The sequence below is a fragment of the Actinomadura sp. 3N407 genome, from assembly GCF_052245875.1.
In the GTDB taxonomy this organism is placed as follows: domain Bacteria; phylum Actinomycetota; class Actinomycetes; order Streptosporangiales; family Streptosporangiaceae; genus Spirillospora.
Genome location: NZ_JBQQBP010000041.1, coordinates 15,734 through 30,136, shown reverse-complemented (window position 1 = coordinate 30,136; position 14,403 = coordinate 15,734). Strand labels below are relative to the sequence as shown.

Genomic DNA, 14,403 nt, shown 5'->3' with positions numbered 1-14,403 from the left:
ACTGGTTCGAGTCCAGTCGCGGGAGCTTCTTTTGTGCTAAGAAGTTGCAGGTCAGGCCCCGTCCGATCGTGTCGGAACAGGACCTTCCCTGCCTCTGTCTGACCAACTGCCTGACCAAGAGCGTCTTCTAGGGGCCCGTGGACGAGCATGTTGCGATCGCGAAGGCACCGGTGGAGGTGTTGCTGGCGACGACCTCGCCGTCCACGCTGATGCGGCAGGTGACCGAGCCACGCTCGCCTTGGTTCTGGACATCGACCTGAAGGACGTCAAGGGCGCCGACCTCCCGGGAGTCTGCCTTTCGCCACGGCAGTGACTGGCCGTTGTCCTGCGCGATGTCCTGGCCGAACGAATAGGTGATGTTCGCCTGGGCCGCGCCCCCAGAGCCGTCGGCCTCCAGCACCACGCGGGCCTGCTTCTCCTCCGTCACATTGTTGGCGAGCGCCACCAGGAAGATGAGGACGAGCGCCCCGGTCAGGATGCCGATGTAGCCAAGAACCAGTCCCGCGATTGCCATGCCCTTGCCGCTCTGGCCGGTCTTCTTGATCTGTGACAGCGACACGTGGCCCAGAACGACCGCCAAGATGCTGCCGATCCAGCCCAGCCAAGTGATGCCAAGGATCAACGAAACGATGGCCAGGCTGTTGGTGCTCCCTGGCCGTGGTTGCCCGCCGGGCGCTCCAGGTGGTGGTGCCCCGCCGGGCGACTCAGGTGGTGGTGCCTTGCCTCCGCTGTACCCGCCGCCCATCCCGGACATGACGACCTCCCAGTTCAGCCCTGCAAGGCAGTTACCCTCGGCAACTGCCACTTACGCTCCGGATTGCCGAGGTAGCCGCCCAAAGGTCTCGCAGACCCCTGTGCGACGCGCCATCCGTACGGCCTCGGAGATCGCCCGGGCGACACTGATCGTTTACTTGCTGGAGTGGCCCTCGGCCGGGTGCGGGACCAGGGTGATCGGCTCTATGTGCCTCCCTCCTCATATGTGTTCTGTTCCGACGGTGGAGCCTTTAAGAAGGCGCCTCGGGGAAGATGCGGTCCATCTGGGTGGCGCCGCTCTCCAGGACGGGCCGCAGTTGGTGCCGGTAGACCGTCTCCGTGACGCGGGTGCTGCTGTGGCCGACCAGCCGCGCGATGTCCTCGATCGGCATCTCGTTGTCCGACAGCAGGGACACGAAGGTGTGCCGCAGCTCCCGGGTCGTCCACTCCGAGCCCTCCAGGCCGGCGCGGTCCGCCACCTTCCGGAAGGCCCGCAGCACGTCCATCGGCCCCTGCATGCGCCCATCCGGCTTGGGGAACACGAGACGGTCCGGAGGAGGAGGGAAGACACCCCCTGCGTCCAGGAGGGCGCCTGTCTGCGCGCTGTAGAGCTCGTGGAGGGCTGAGACGCACCTGGCCGGAAGCTTGAGGCTGCGCCGCGACCTCTTGGTCTTGGTGTCCTCGCCGTGGCGGTCCGCCCGCCACACGTACACGGCGAACTCCCGGTGTTTCCATCCGGCCTTGTCGACCGGCACCCACGCCTGGCGTTCGGCGTCGTAGGCGACGACGTGCGACCAGCGGAGCGCCCGCATCTCCTCCGTCCGGGCCCCGGTCAGCATGGACACCGACACGTAGGCGTGCATGTCCGGCCGGCCATCCGCCGCAGCCGCATCCAAGAACGCAACGGCCTGGTCGAACGTCAGGGACTTCGACGGACGCCCTGGCTGCCCTTTCGGGACCTCGCACAGAAGCACGACGTTCCGCCGGACCCGCTCCCGCGCCTGCGCGCGGGCGACGGCCCGCTTGAGAATCGAGACCAGCTCACGAAGCGTCTTCGTGCTGAGGATCTTGGCCTTGCTCGCCAGCCACCGGTCCACGTCGTCGGCGGACAGCTCCCGGAGCTTGCGCGCCCCGAGGTCAGGGATGATGTGGTTTCTGGCGAGACCTTCCCAGGTCGTCACCGTCTTGGGTGCCCGTCCGGCCAGCCCGAACTCCAGCCAGTCCTCGACGGCTTGCCGGACGGTGTACCTGGTGTCCTCACTCGGCAGACCGTCGTCGCGGTCACGCAGCTTCGCGTGCAGCTTCTTCAGCGCCCTGGTCTTGCTCCGGTCACTGGCCGAACGGACGATCCGCTTCCCCGCCGGGGTGTGCCCAACGGTGATCTCAGCGATCCACCGCTGGCGCCGCTCACTCCACCGGAGCCCACCGTCCCCACGCGGCCGCGGAGGCTGCTTGGCGGCCTTCTCCCCGGGGCGGCCCTCGTCCGGATCCGGGGCATCGGTCGAGGTCTCGGCCATCAGACGGCCTCACTGTCTGCTTCGCGCTCCAGGAGCTTGACGTACTCGGTGATGGCGGAGGCGGGGATGAGGCGGGTGCGGCCTCGGGTGACGGAGCGGAGCCGGCCGCTGCGGATCTCTTCGTAGATGGCGCTGCGGCTGAGGGACAGGATCACCTTGGCGTCCATGACCCGGTAAAGAGCCTTCTGGTGCGGCTGCGGGGCGGCGATGTCGACGTCCATGATGGGTGTGCCTTCCTGTGGAGGGTGGCGGCCTCGGCGTGGGTGTGCTTGGCGGTTCACCAGCCGGGGCCGTCCACGTCTTCGGATGTCAGCGCGGGGTGCTGGTCTTGCGGCGTGGCCGGGCGAGGTCGTACGTCAGGGCGTGGTGGACGATGCGGTCGGCGATATGTCCGCTGGGCCGTCTGGGGCATGTGAACGACGAACGGCCGCCCCCGAGGTGGGGGCGGCCGTTGCGCTACGTGGGCGGGGCTGAAACATCTCGGCATCTCGGCATCTCGGCAGTTGTGGCCGTGAGCTGCGGTGATGGGTGCCGAGATGGTGGCGAGCGTGCTCGGGCTATCTCGGCATTGGGGGCTATCTCGGCACCGGCTGCCGAGTTGCCGAGATGGACTTTCGGCGCGGGGTTCTATCTCGGCAGGTGTTTGTGCAGGTAGGTGCCAGGTTTGCCGAGATGCCGAGATGCCGAGATGTTTCAGCGGGTTCCGGGACCGGTCACGCTTGAGACCCTCCGTCGTGGTGTTCGACCCAGAACACGTTCCGGTTGCCGCGCTCGTGTTTGCCGGATCGGATGACGTAGTCGCCGCGCCACCGGCCGGTCTGTCCGGTGAGCAGCCGGCCGAGGGACAGCGCGTTGGGCAGGCGGCCGGTGTGGGTGGTGATGAACTGGCCGTCCCACCGGTCGTGTTCGTTGAAGCCGATGCGGTCGGGTTCGCCGGAGTTGCGGAGTTCGGCGGCGGTCATGCGCTGGTTGCCGTGCAGGTGGTGCCAGCAGGCCATGAACGCGTGCCAGCGGGTTTCGTCTTCGTCGATGCCGCGGACGTCGGCGGCGTTGGCCAGGAAGCCTTCTATGCCGTGGTGGGCCAGGAACCCGCCGAGGGCTTGCGCCCAGGGGGTGAACTGCCGCATCGAGACGGTGTCGGCGCGCGGCGCCCCGTTGCCGGTCCAGTCCAGGACCATGACCAGCAGGTGCCACAGCACGGTGAGTTGGTTGGCCGGGACGGTGATCCATTGGTCCAGGTGCGGGATCCCGAAGCGGCTTTGGTCGCGTTGCTCGGGGCGGGGCATGTTGGGGTCCAGGTGCACCCGGACGGTCCTGCTCGCCATGTCTCCGCCGACTTGGAGGTTGTTGCCGGTGGCCATCCACAGCCGGTCGTTGACGGTGGCGATGTTGCGGGACGCCCCGAGCTGGCGGTCGGACCACACGCCGACGGTGACCAGGAGGGCGAGGGTGGCGGAGTCGATGACGGTGCCTTCGGCGAGGTTGTCCCACACCACTACGCCGACTTGTTCGGCCAGTACGGCGGTGATGGATTTGCGGAGTTCCTCTTCGGTGTAGGCCCAGGGGATGACGCGCTGGCCATACAGCATGCCGGGCCCGCCGGTCAGGATGCTCTTGCCGGAGGCGGGCATGGTGGCGTCGATCAGCGCGAACGGGGTCAGTGAGCGGGTGAAGTGCTGCAGGATCGGGGTGACCAGCAGCGCGAGGTAGTTCGCCCGGTCAGCGGGACTGGACCAGGGGAAGTCGGACAGGAACCGGTTGAGGATGAAGTCGCGGGCGGCGGCCACCTGTTCGGCGGTGGGCCGGTCCGGGACGGTCGGCAGTGCGACTTTGGAGGCCAGGTACAGGCCGGTGGCGGGGTCGTACCCGGGGGCTTGGAGAAGGGTGCCGTCCCGGCGCAGGACCGGGGCGCCGATGACGCCGCGCAGCGGCGCCAGGCCGGGCCAGGTCTTGCCGGCCAGCACCGAGGCCAGGATGTCGCGGGGCGGGGTGACCTCCTCTTCGTAGAACTCCAGCTCCTTGTCGCCCTTGCCGGTCTTGCGGGTCCGGAGCCGGTAGACGTAGGCGTGTTCGGCCAGCAGCCCGGCCAGCGTGGCCGGGGTGACCGGGCTGGCGGTGACCGGCAGCGGTGAGTCTTCATCGGCGGCCGGGGACGTCTGCCCGCCGGAGACGGTCTCCATGTGCACCAGAGACCCAGCCGAGACGTAGGTGTCGGGCAGCGTCCCGCGTGCGAGTTCGGCTTTGAGGACGCGGATGGTTTCGGGGCCGGAGCCGACGTGCAGGCTCGGGCGGTCGGGCATGGGTGCACCCTGGTGGGTCATGCGGGCACGCTCCTGGGGCGTTGGGTGCCGGCGCGGAACCCGGACCGGATGGTCCGGCGGGCGGGCATGGGGGCCAGCCCGGCGCGCTCGGCGGCAGCGGTCAGCAGTTGCTCGGTGTCCTCGGGGTCCAGGGCGCCCCCGGCCACCAGTTGGCCCAGGGCGACGGCGGCGCCGTACAAGGTGGCGTTGCGGCGGCCCTGGGGCGCGTCGGCGACCGCGGTCAGGCTGGCCGTGACCGCCTTATCGAGGTAGGCGCCGCGGCGCCCGGAGGCCAGTTCGACGGTGACGGGGCGTTGCGGCGGCAGCGGCGCCGGGCGGAGCCGTTCGGCCAGCCAGCCCGGCAGCGGCGCCGGGGTCGGCGTGTGGATCGGGGTATAGGTGCCGGTGCTGTCGGGCAGGTCGACGAAGGAGCCGGGGCCGACGACGTATCCGCCGTCGCCGCGGGTGTCGATCTTCCAGCCCAGCCCGTTCCCCCGGTCATCGGAGGTGTTGGTCAGCCGGACACCGGTCGGGGCGGTGAAGTACAGGTGAAAGCCGCCGCGCCGGGTCCGGACTTGGAAGGTCTCCAGCGGCATCGGCTGGTCGGCCTGTTCGCACACCAGCGCGAACACGTCGGCCCCGTCGTTGACGCCGGGCAGGGCCCACCGGGGCGGCGGGTGCTCGCCGGGCTTGGGCATGTCCAGGTCGATCACCAGCAGCCGGGACGGTCCGCAGGCGATCCCGATGTTGTAGGGCCGCCGCACCCACATCTGGCGGATCACCTCGGGGTCGGCGGTGGCGACCTTCGTCCACCGCATCCCGCGGGGTGGCTCCTTGTCGCCGGGGGCCAGCGGGAACACGTGCCAGCCGCGCGCGGCGCACGCCAGCGCGTAGCGCGCCAGCACCTCGGCGCTGGGCTGTGATGCTGCAGGGCTGGTCATGGTCATGCCGCCTTTCCGGCATCGTTGCTGCCGCCGTCGAGGGCATCGAAGAGTTCGCCTTGCTCGCCACGGGCGGCGCGCTTGGCTAGCCGGTCTTGCACACGGTCCAGCAGGCGGGCACGCCAGGCGGTGGCCCAGGGCAGGCAGTTGGCGCAGTTCTTGTGGGTGTGGCCGGGCCAGGCGGGTTCGTGCTTGGCGGCCTCGCTCCAAGCCATCGAGTCGGCGGAGGCGATCTGGTGCCCGTACAGGCCCAGGCCCAGGGTCTTGACGCCGAACGCGTGCAGCTTGAGGCCGCGGCGGGCGAACACGGTCACGATGTCGCGGATCTCGGTGGTGGACTGGCGGCGGCAGACCGATCCCAGCCCCACCACCGGCAGGGCGGACAGGTCCACCCCGGCATCGGCGTACAGCTCCGCGCACCTCGCGTACTCGGTCAGGCTCCAGCCTTGAAGAACCGGGATCCAGGGCAGATCGGGCGCCAGCCGCCGCAACTCCAGATAGCTGGCCACCGTGCGGCGCTGATGCTCGGCCACCGAGAGGCCGGTGCCGACGAAGTACAGCCGCCCCCGCCACCCGCCTGCGATTACCTCGGGTTCACACATCCAGTCTTGCGGCGCGGCGAAGTCCAGCCGGCCGATGTGGTCGCGGTAGCGGCGCACCGCCGCGGCGTACTCGTGTGGACTGATCGGGAAGCGGCCGTGGTCCTTGAGGTAGGTGAAGCCTCCCGAGTCCAGCGCCCACCGTTCACACGTCGCGGGACGCAGCCCCACCTTGCGCGCGAGCTGGCGGTGCGAGACGAACAGCGGGAACGTGGCGTTCCACAGCCAGTGCGGTTGGTGCGCTCCGAGGTAGAACAGCGGCGCCCCCTCGGTCGCCAGTGCGGTCATGCGGCATCACTCCAGGGGCCGGGTAGGTGTCGTGTTCGCCGTCGGGCGCGACGGGTGTCGGCCGGGCATCCCGCCGAGGCGTCGCGTCTGTCGGCGACAGACGCGACGCCTCGCGCGCAGCTGAGTTCGACGCGTCACGCCCAGCTCGGAGCGACGCGTCGGTCCACTCGATCGCACTGTGCTCGCTCATGCCGCGTCCTTCGGCTGGACGATGTCGCCGTCCGGGGTCAGGACGAACTCGTGGGCGTTCTCGCACGTCCACAAGTCGCCGGGGGTGTCTGGGGCGTGCGCGGCCCAGCAGGTGACCTTGGTGAGGCAGTACGGGCAGTCCGGGCCGCTCTCGACGGGCCAGCGGGTGACGGGGATGTGCCAGTCGTGGCGGCAGCCGCGGCAGTGCCAGACGTTCACTTCGGCGCCGCCGGTGTAGGTGGCGGGCCCGATCCACACCACGTCGGCGGGGCGCTGGCACAGGGGGCAGTCGGGCGGGGTGACCATCGGCCATTGCTCGACGGGCGGAAAGTCGTGCGGGTTGGACATGACGGCGCCTTCCTGGAGCCGGGGCGAGGTAGGGAGCCCGCGCCGGGCTGCCGGGCAGGGGCTTCAGGGCTGGTGGGACGTGGCGGGCATAACAAGACCCGGACCGGCCTTTAGCCGGTCCGGGTTCTGGCGCTGGTCAGACCCGTTCGCTGGTCAGGTCGGGGCGGTGGCGCGGTTGCGGAGATCGGCGAGGTGGACGCGGACGCCTTCGTAGAGGGTTGCGGCCTGCTGGTAGGCGGTCAGGGCGCGCCGGACCGGGTTGCTGCCGGTGGCCTTGCGCTCGGCGTCGGTCAGCACGAATTCGATCGGTGCGGCGTTCGGGCGGCCGGTGGCTGCGCAGTCCGGGGCGGCCTGGCGGAGCCCGGCGACGGCGCACCACTCGTCGACCTTCGCGGCCTTCCACTCCTCCTCTAAGGCGGCCATGGTCGCCGGGTCCATCACGAACGACGCGCCCGGCTTGGACTTTGCGCCGCACAGGTGATCGGTCTGCCCGAAGTACTGCGCCCCCACATCCCAGGAGCACAGGCCCCGGTTGAAGTAGTCCTTCTCCTCGTCGGTCCACCGGTCGGGGTCGGTGGACGGGGTGACGATGCGGTTTCTCAGGTCAGGCAGGGCTTTCTCCGTGGTCCGGGTCCGGGTGTAGGTGCGGGTCACCATGGGCGGGGCAGCCCTGCCTTCTGGCACAGGTCGAGGACGAAACCATGAACGCCGTCCTTGGGGAGTTCGACACTCGCCTGTACGAGCGGTCGCCGATCCCCGGGCAGGTGGGAAGTGAAGACGATCCGGGTGAAGTCTCCGGGCATCGGCTCGATGGTGATGACGGTCTGAGCGCGCATCAGCGGGTCTCCTCGGGCAGTAAGAGGCCCCGGGGACCGGTTGCGCGGTTCCCGGGGCGCGGGTTCGGGGCAGGGTGGGGGTGATGGCCGGTGGGCTGGGTTATCGGAGTCTGCGGATGGTCCACCGCTGGTCTTTGCGGGATGCCAGGGGTGAGATCTTGACGACGTCGCCGGTTTGGGGTGCGTGCACCATGCGGCCGTCACCGACGTAGATGCCGATGTGGGTGACGCCTTGGCCGTGGTCGAAGCCGATCAGGTCGCCGGGCCGCATCGAGTCCCGGGTGACGGGTTTTCCGCGCTGGACCTGTTCGTGGGCGACGCGCGGCATGGTGATGCGGCCCTTTGATGCCTGGTAGACGGCGTATTGGACGAGTCCGGAGCAGTCGAACCCGTTGGTGTCGCGGCCGTCGTATCCGCCGGGTGAGCAGCAGATCCCGCGGCTTTTGCCGCTGGGACCGCCGCCGCCCCACGAGTAGGGGACGCCGCGTTGCGCTTTGGCCTCGGCGACGATGCGCCGACCGAGACCGGCCCCGGCCGCGGATGCGGCTTGGGGGCGTTTGCCGTCGGTGTCGTCGCCTTTGGCGTCTTCGCGGGCGATGGTGCTGATGTGGTAGGCCAGCACGCTGACCAGGGCGATGCGGACGAACCGGCCTGTGGAGTTGGCCACCGGGGTACCTCCTGAGCGGATCGGGGGGCGTGTTTTCGCGCAGGACGCGGCCCCGGGGCGGCGGTGTCGTCCGTCGCCCCGGGGCGGGTGTCGCCCCGGGTTAGGGGATCTCGTAGTGGTCTGCGGGCTTGACCAGGTAGCCGAACCGGGTGAGCTGGCTCAGCAGTTCTTCGACCTGGTGTTCGGGTAGCCCGGTGCGGGTGTGGATCTGGGCGGTGGTCGCCGGTGCCGCTCTGATCACCTGCATGACCTGCTCTTGGGTTGTGGTCAGCGGGTCGGTCGCGGTCTGCGGGCCCGGCCCGTCGGTGCCCGGGGGGTTCAGGTCGGTGTGCGGGGTGGCTGGGTACTGGGATCGGGCCTGCTGGACGACCTGGGTGATCTGGTCGCCGGTGATGAGCGCGCCTTGCAGGCGGATGTGCTGGGTGGCGCCGGCCGGTGCCAGCAGCGCGTCCCCGGCTCCCAGCAGTTTCTCGGCGCCGGGCTGGTCGAGGATGACGCGGCTGTCGGCCAGGGAGGAGACCGCGAAGGCCAGCCGGGACGGCACGTTGGCCTTGATGAGCCCGGTGACGACGTCCACCGACGGCCGCTGCGTGGCCAGGACGAGGTGGATGCCGGCGGCGCGGGCGAGCTGGGTGATGCGGACGACCGAGTCCTCCACGTCGCGTGGCGCGACCATCATCAGGTCGGCCAGCTCGTCCACGATGACCAGCATGTACGGGTACGGGGTGTAGACGCGCTCGCTGCCGGGCGGCGCGGTCAGCCTGCCCGCCTTCACCGCCTTGTTGAAGTCGTCGATGTGCCGGTATCCGGAGGCGGCCAGGTCGTCGTAGCGGCGGTCCATTTCGCCGACGACCCATTCCAGGGCCTCGGCGGCCTTCTTGGGGTTGGTGATGATCGGTGTGATCAGGTGCGGGATGCCCTGGTACATCGTCAGCTCGACCCGCTTGGGGTCGATGAGGATCATCCGCACTTGGTCCGGGGCGGCGCGGACCAGGACCGAGGCGATGATGGTGTTCAGTGCGGTGGACTTGCCCGCGCCGGTGGCGCCCGCGATGAGGATGTGCGGCATCGAGGCCAGGTTGACCACCACCGGGCGGCCTTCGACGTCCTGGCCGAGCCCGACGGTCATCGGATGGTGCTGGGCGGTGGCGGCCGGTGAGCGCAGCACATCGGCCAAGTGCACGGGTCGCCGGTGGGGGGTGGGCACCTCCAGGCCGACCACGCCCGGCTGTCCCGGCATGGGGGCGATGAGCCGCAGGTTGGCGCGCCCGAGCGCGACGCCGAGGTTCTCCACCAGGGCGCGCACCTTGGAGATCTTGATGCCGTCGCCCAGCGCGAGGCTGTAGCGGATCACCTGCGGGCCCGCTGTCGCCCCCACCACCGCGGCGCGTACGCCATGCCGACGCAGTTCGTCGACGATCACCTGGGGTGCGTCATCGTCGGTCCCGCCGTCTTCGGAACCGCTCGCAGAGTCGTCTGCGGGGCCGCCTGCAGACGAATCCGCAGGGACGGGCAGTGCTGTATTGAGGTCGACGGTGGTACTCACCTGCCGGACGGGGGGCCCGGCCGGATCCTGAGCCGGTTCAGGGGTGGGGTCGCAGGCCGGTTGGGCCGCCTGGTGCTGGTCGTCGGCGTGGTGGGCGGGCTGGGTTGGGTCGGGGTAGCCGGGGCGGTGGTGCTGCCACCAGCGGGCGGCCAGCATGATCTCTGCGGCGATCAGCGCCGCGGCCAGGACGGGGCCCAGGCCGGTGGCTGCGGCGGCCGTCAGCCATCCGGCCGCAGCGGCAGCGGTGATGGCCACGCGTGGGATCCACGGACGCCATCGGGTCGACCGCATCCGCCACATCGCCGCCCCTGCCGCGGCGGCGGTCAGGCATGCGGCGGCCAGCGCGGTGCTGGTGGCCGACACATGCGCCGGCAGGTTGGCCACGGTGATGCCCGCCGCCAGCACCGCGGCGGTGAGGTAGTGCGGCAGCATCTGGGGGCGCAGCCGCCACTCCACGGTGGTGTGCAGGTCCCGCCCGAGCCGCTGGAGTCGCTGGTTCACTCTTGGGTCCCTCCTTTCGGGTGCTGGTCGGCCGGGCGGTCAGCGCAGCCGGTCGGCCACGGCCAGGACGTCGGCGACGTAGCGCTGCGAGTGGTTGTAGTGCCACAGGGCGCCACGCAGGTCGGTGGCTGCACCGTGCGCGCACAGGTAGCCGGCGGCGGCCGGGATCGCGTCGGCGGGGTCGTGGACGTCTTTGCGGCCGTCGCCGTCGCCGTCGCGGCCGTAGGAACGCCAGGTGGCGGGCATGAACTGCATCGGCCCCAGCGCCCCCGCCGAGCTGGGGCCGGTGTTGGCGCCGTGCCGCGATTCGACGTACCCGATTGCGGCCAGCACCTGCCAGTCCACGCACGAGTCTTCGGCCGCCCGCTTGTACAGGGCGCGGTAGGCCGCCGGGATACCGGGGCCGCCGTCACCGTTGGCGCCGTCCGGCTCGTCCTCGCCGTCCGTGCCGGGGTCGCCTTTGCCGGGTTTGCCGCCCCCGCCGCTTCCTTCACCGGCACCGGCGGCGTCGGTGAAGGAAGCGGCGGCGGTGGCCAGTTCGCCCAGCATCGGGACCTCACGGAACACGCCGGGGTTGATGCAGGCCACGCCGAGCGTGCCCGCTACCGCGGCGGCGGCGGTGACCCTGCTCATCGGCCCTGCTCACCGCCGTCCGGCTCGTCGTCCTTCTTGTCGTCGGTGGGTTGCTCGGCGTCGCGGTTCTGCACGTCGGTCTTGGCCTGGTCGACGACCATCCGGACGGTCTTACCGGCCTGGTCGGTGATCTGGTCGGCGACCACGGGGGCGACCCAGACCAGCAGCGCCAGCAGCGGCACCGGTGCCAGCCACAGAAGCGGCCGGTCGACCTTGCCGTCCATCAGGTCGCGGGCCATCACCAGTCCCTTGACCAGCAGCACCGCCAGCACGATGACACCGACCACCGCGGGGGCCGCCTCGTCGACACCGGCGACCAGCTCATAGCCCGCCCTGACGAGTGGGACCAGGCCGAGCCCGGCGGTCAGGACCGCGACGATGGTGACGAAGGAGGCGACCTGCCCGCCTGCCCGCTGCAGGTGCGCTTTCGCCTGGCCGCCGCGCCCACCGCCCCCAGGGAACCCGCCGGGGTCCTGGTTGGGGGTGCGGAACCGCTTGAGGCCCTTGGCCAGCGCCAGCCCGGGAATGGTCAGGAACACCAGGTTGAGCACGATGCCCGGCAGGTCCACCCCGCCGAACCCGGCCACCAGATCGGCAACAGCATCCATTGATCGGCTCCCTTCTCTTGGGTGTCTCACAGCAGGTGGAAGAAGACGGCGATGTTGAGCAGCCACCACCAGACCTGGACGATCAGGAACGGCACGCCCCGCAAAGGGCGCTCCAGCGCCCACGCCTTCCAATAGGCCCACGCGGTGATCGGCAGGCACACCAGCCGGAACCACCAGATCTGCCCGGTGCGCAGCGGCCCGCTCTCGGGCGCGCCGGCGCCGTGCCGGGCGTAGGCGGCCAGCTTGGCCAGCCCGGGCCGGTCGTCCCAGATGTCGGGCGGGTGGGCACCGGCCACCAGCCGGGAGCACAACCTCCCAATCCGGCCACCGGCACCCCTCTGCGAGACCGCCTCGGCGGCACAGCGCTCGGGCACATCCGCGTCACGGGCGGGCGCGTCACCGGTGGGCAGGCCGCCGATCGGCACGCGCCGGGTGTCACCGGCGCGATGGGGAGCGTCCACGACGGGCGGGGGCGGGCCGTCCGCAGGATCTGCGGCCCGGCCCGCCCCCTGCACGGTGTGCGGCTCGGCCACCACTACTGGCCGCTTTCATTGCTGTCGCCGGAGGTCGCCCACAGCGCGGCGGCGGTGCCGACGCCCAGCGCGACGACCAGGAACACGCCGTTGAGGTTCCACTCGTAGGCGATGATGGCGGCCACGGCCCAGAACACCGGCAGCCAGAGCAGCTTGAACATCACAAGATCCCCTTTTCGGGTTGATGGAAGAGACAACTTTCGTTTTCTGTGCAGCACGAAAAGGACCGGGCGGGGCACGAACGCCCCGCCCGGTCTGGTCGGCTTGATTGGTGGTTGCAGCACCTTGACGCCGGGCGCTTCACGGCACCCGGCGCCAGTTCAGTTCCTGTCGGTGATCAGCGCGGCGGCCTGGGGAGCTGAACCCGCCAGGTCTGCCCGTCGGCGTAGCCGCAGTTTCCTCGGAAGGTCTCGATCCAGGTGCCTTCCGAGTCGTGGTGGACCTCGGTGACCTCATCACCGGAGGCGAGAACATCGCCTGGGCGGAGATCCCGGCCGCGGATGGTCTTTGTCCTGATTTTCTCCACGGGCCTCCAGATGGATTGGGGGAAAGTGGCAGGTTCGCGGTTCACCCGGTTCCACGCCCGCTGTGGGCTTGGCGGGGGTTACCGATGTCGTCCGGTGCCGTTTTCGATGGCTTTCGGGGTCATCTTCCGAATGGTCGCTGCTCTGGCAGTGCTGATGCTCAGCGCGTGCGCGATCTCAGAAATCTTCATGGGTTTGCCGGAGGCTTGCTCGACCTCGGCGACGATGCTTGACATGCGTTCGTCGCTGACGTTGTGGCCTCGTTCCAGGATCTTTCCCGTGGTTTCTGTGATCTTTCCCGGAACTTTCTCGGAGCCAGCATCGCTCCAGGTCACGTCCAGTGCGGTGCTTTCGGGAATCTTTCCCGCCGCTTTCTGGTCGTGGCTGCCGAGCAGTTCGGTCAGGGGGTCGGTCCCGGAAATGGCGTCGGTCGCGGTGCTGGCCATCATCGCCTTGGCGGCATCGACCAACAGACGGCGGGAGGCCGTCTCATCCAGGCCGGTTTCGCAGGCCCGTTCGATCGCCTCGACGGGCAGGGTGCCGTCCCGGCACGCGCGCATGATCGCCGCCCGTACCTTTTTGGCTTTCGCGCCTTTGTACCCGGCGTCCTCTTGGGCGGCTTCCACCACTCGGGAAACCGCCTTGATCTTCTCGGCCCGCAGCACCAGGGCGGAGGAGACCGGGGAGCGGTGCCGCAGCCGGTACATGTTCGCCTCACGCCACGCGCCGGGATTGGTCAGGCACAGCACCATCGGGACGCGTTCCACCCCGATCGCGGCGTCGATCCGCGCCCGCAATAGCCAGGCCACGCTTTCGGCGAACACGGCGAGGGTGACGGCCATCAGCGCGTGCGCGGCCACGAACCAATTGATCCAGTCGAACCAACTGCCGCCTTCGCCAGCGCCGCTGATCGCACGGCCGTACCAGGCGCCGATTCCGGCGCTGACCACCACCAGCACGATCCCGTAGACCCGGGTGACCAGCTGGCCGCGCGATTCCTTGGCCGCCAGCACCAGTGACAGCGCCACCAGGACGGTGCCGGCGACGTCGAAGCCCAGCGGCAGCAGCTCCGCCAGATGCCTGGGTTCCCCGGCCTCCAGCAGCGCGGTGCGGGCGTTGGTGTAGGACACCCACATAAGCACCACGTACAGCGCTGCCACCACCATCAGGACGGCTTTGCAGGCCAGTTCGCCGCGCTTGCTCAGGGCGATACGCCCACCACTGGGCAGCCCGGCCGCCTGGCGGTCGGTGTCGTCCGGGCGGGCATCGCCGCGGCTCTCATCAGGGCCGTCCTCGGCGGGATTGGTCGGCCAGTCGGCCTTGTCATCCATGCTGTCCATCGGGGGCCGGTGCTCCTTCCAGGAGGAATCCGGGGCTGCAGGGGTGTGCGGTGCGGGGCGCGGTCCGGGCTGTGCTGGGGGCTGCGTTGCGGGCTGCGCTGGCCCGCTTGGCCAGGGCGCGGTACCGGCGTGTGGCCCGGGTCGCGATCTCGTAGTCGGGCACCGTGACCGCCCTCCCCGCCACCCGGGCGTAGGTGTCGGCCCGCGCATTCAGAGCCCGCGCGATCAGGTCCAGGTCTGCGGCGGTGAACACGGAATTGGTCATGGTCGTCTCCCTGGG

The 14,403-nt window shown here is 70.1% G+C and carries 17 protein-coding genes; all 17 read right to left on the bottom strand.

Going from position 1 to position 14,403, the window contains the following annotated elements:
* Nucleotides 1-127: 127 nt before the first annotated feature.
* The 17 genes from ACTWPP_RS44075 to ACTWPP_RS43995 all read right to left on the bottom strand — a co-directional run bounded on the left by ACTWPP_RS44075 (nucleotide 128) and on the right by ACTWPP_RS43995 (nucleotide 14,388).
* Nucleotides 128-745 carry an MmpS family transport accessory protein gene (locus tag ACTWPP_RS44075; RefSeq protein ID WP_443110456.1) on the bottom strand — a complete coding sequence of 206 codons (618 nt, stop codon included), beginning with the start codon at nucleotides 743-745 and terminating at the stop codon, nucleotides 128-130.
* A gap of 259 nt (nucleotides 746-1,004) precedes the next feature.
* Nucleotides 1,005-2,270, bottom strand: coding sequence for a tyrosine-type recombinase/integrase (locus tag ACTWPP_RS44070; protein ID WP_443110455.1), 1,266 nt, complete (start codon nucleotides 2,268-2,270; stop codon nucleotides 1,005-1,007).
* Nucleotides 2,270-2,491, bottom strand: coding sequence for a helix-turn-helix domain-containing protein (locus ACTWPP_RS44065; RefSeq protein ID WP_443110454.1), 222 nt, complete (start codon nucleotides 2,489-2,491; stop codon nucleotides 2,270-2,272). Before ACTWPP_RS44065 ends, ACTWPP_RS44070 begins: the two co-directional genes overlap by 1 nt.
* A gap of 492 nt (nucleotides 2,492-2,983) precedes the next feature.
* A complete protein-coding gene (locus ACTWPP_RS44060) occupies nucleotides 2,984-4,591 on the bottom strand; it encodes a hypothetical protein (protein WP_443110453.1) in 1,608 nt (535 codons plus the stop codon).
* The gene (locus tag ACTWPP_RS44055) at nucleotides 4,588-5,511 is read right to left on the bottom strand and encodes a bifunctional DNA primase/polymerase (protein ID WP_443110452.1); all 924 of its coding nucleotides are present in this window, start codon (nucleotides 5,509-5,511) and stop codon (nucleotides 4,588-4,590) included. The genes ACTWPP_RS44060 and ACTWPP_RS44055 overlap by 4 nt, the downstream gene beginning before the upstream one ends.
* 2 nt (nucleotides 5,512-5,513) lie before the next feature.
* The gene (locus tag ACTWPP_RS44050; RefSeq protein ID WP_443110451.1) at nucleotides 5,514-6,398 is read right to left on the bottom strand and encodes a deazapurine DNA modification protein DpdA family protein; all 885 of its coding nucleotides are present in this window, start codon (nucleotides 6,396-6,398) and stop codon (nucleotides 5,514-5,516) included.
* A 186-nt stretch (nucleotides 6,399-6,584) separates the two neighbouring features.
* A complete protein-coding gene (locus ACTWPP_RS44045; RefSeq protein WP_443110450.1) occupies nucleotides 6,585-6,935 on the bottom strand; it encodes a hypothetical protein in 351 nt (116 codons plus the stop codon).
* Between the two features lie 153 nt (nucleotides 6,936-7,088).
* Nucleotides 7,089-7,592 carry a hypothetical protein gene (locus tag ACTWPP_RS44040; RefSeq protein ID WP_443110449.1) on the bottom strand — a complete coding sequence of 168 codons (504 nt, stop codon included), beginning with the start codon at nucleotides 7,590-7,592 and terminating at the stop codon, nucleotides 7,089-7,091.
* Nucleotides 7,586-7,771 (bottom strand): hypothetical protein, encoded by a 186-nt coding sequence (locus ACTWPP_RS44035; RefSeq protein ID WP_443110448.1) that lies wholly within the window; start codon nucleotides 7,769-7,771, stop codon nucleotides 7,586-7,588. The genes ACTWPP_RS44040 and ACTWPP_RS44035 overlap by 7 nt, the downstream gene beginning before the upstream one ends.
* A gap of 100 nt (nucleotides 7,772-7,871) precedes the next feature.
* Nucleotides 7,872-8,438: a C40 family peptidase gene (locus ACTWPP_RS44030; protein ID WP_443110447.1), complete on the bottom strand. Its 567-nt coding sequence runs from the start codon at nucleotides 8,436-8,438 to the stop codon at nucleotides 7,872-7,874.
* Between the two features lie 100 nt (nucleotides 8,439-8,538).
* Nucleotides 8,539-10,485 carry a DNA translocase FtsK gene (locus ACTWPP_RS44025; protein ID WP_443110446.1) on the bottom strand — a complete coding sequence of 649 codons (1,947 nt, stop codon included), beginning with the start codon at nucleotides 10,483-10,485 and terminating at the stop codon, nucleotides 8,539-8,541.
* Nucleotides 10,486-10,524: 39 nt separating this feature from the next.
* The gene (locus ACTWPP_RS44020) at nucleotides 10,525-11,118 is read right to left on the bottom strand and encodes a lytic transglycosylase domain-containing protein (RefSeq protein ID WP_443110445.1); all 594 of its coding nucleotides are present in this window, start codon (nucleotides 11,116-11,118) and stop codon (nucleotides 10,525-10,527) included.
* On the bottom strand, nucleotides 11,115-11,726 hold the full coding sequence (locus ACTWPP_RS44015; protein ID WP_443110444.1) for a hypothetical protein: 612 nt from the start codon (nucleotides 11,724-11,726) through the stop codon (nucleotides 11,115-11,117). The genes ACTWPP_RS44020 and ACTWPP_RS44015 overlap by 4 nt, the downstream gene beginning before the upstream one ends.
* 26 nt (nucleotides 11,727-11,752) lie before the next feature.
* Nucleotides 11,753-12,259: a hypothetical protein gene (locus ACTWPP_RS44010; protein ID WP_443110443.1), complete on the bottom strand. Its 507-nt coding sequence runs from the start codon at nucleotides 12,257-12,259 to the stop codon at nucleotides 11,753-11,755.
* A gap of 2 nt (nucleotides 12,260-12,261) precedes the next feature.
* A complete protein-coding gene (locus ACTWPP_RS44005) occupies nucleotides 12,262-12,420 on the bottom strand; it encodes a hypothetical protein (protein WP_443110442.1) in 159 nt (52 codons plus the stop codon).
* 443 nt (nucleotides 12,421-12,863) lie between these two features.
* Nucleotides 12,864-14,123, bottom strand: a complete 1,260-nt coding sequence (locus tag ACTWPP_RS44000; protein ID WP_443110441.1) for a hypothetical protein — start codon at nucleotides 14,121-14,123, stop codon at nucleotides 12,864-12,866.
* Nucleotides 14,107-14,388 (bottom strand): hypothetical protein, encoded by a 282-nt coding sequence (locus ACTWPP_RS43995; protein ID WP_443110440.1) that lies wholly within the window; start codon nucleotides 14,386-14,388, stop codon nucleotides 14,107-14,109. The genes ACTWPP_RS44000 and ACTWPP_RS43995 overlap by 17 nt, the downstream gene beginning before the upstream one ends.
* Between the last annotated feature and the right edge of the window lie 15 nt (nucleotides 14,389-14,403).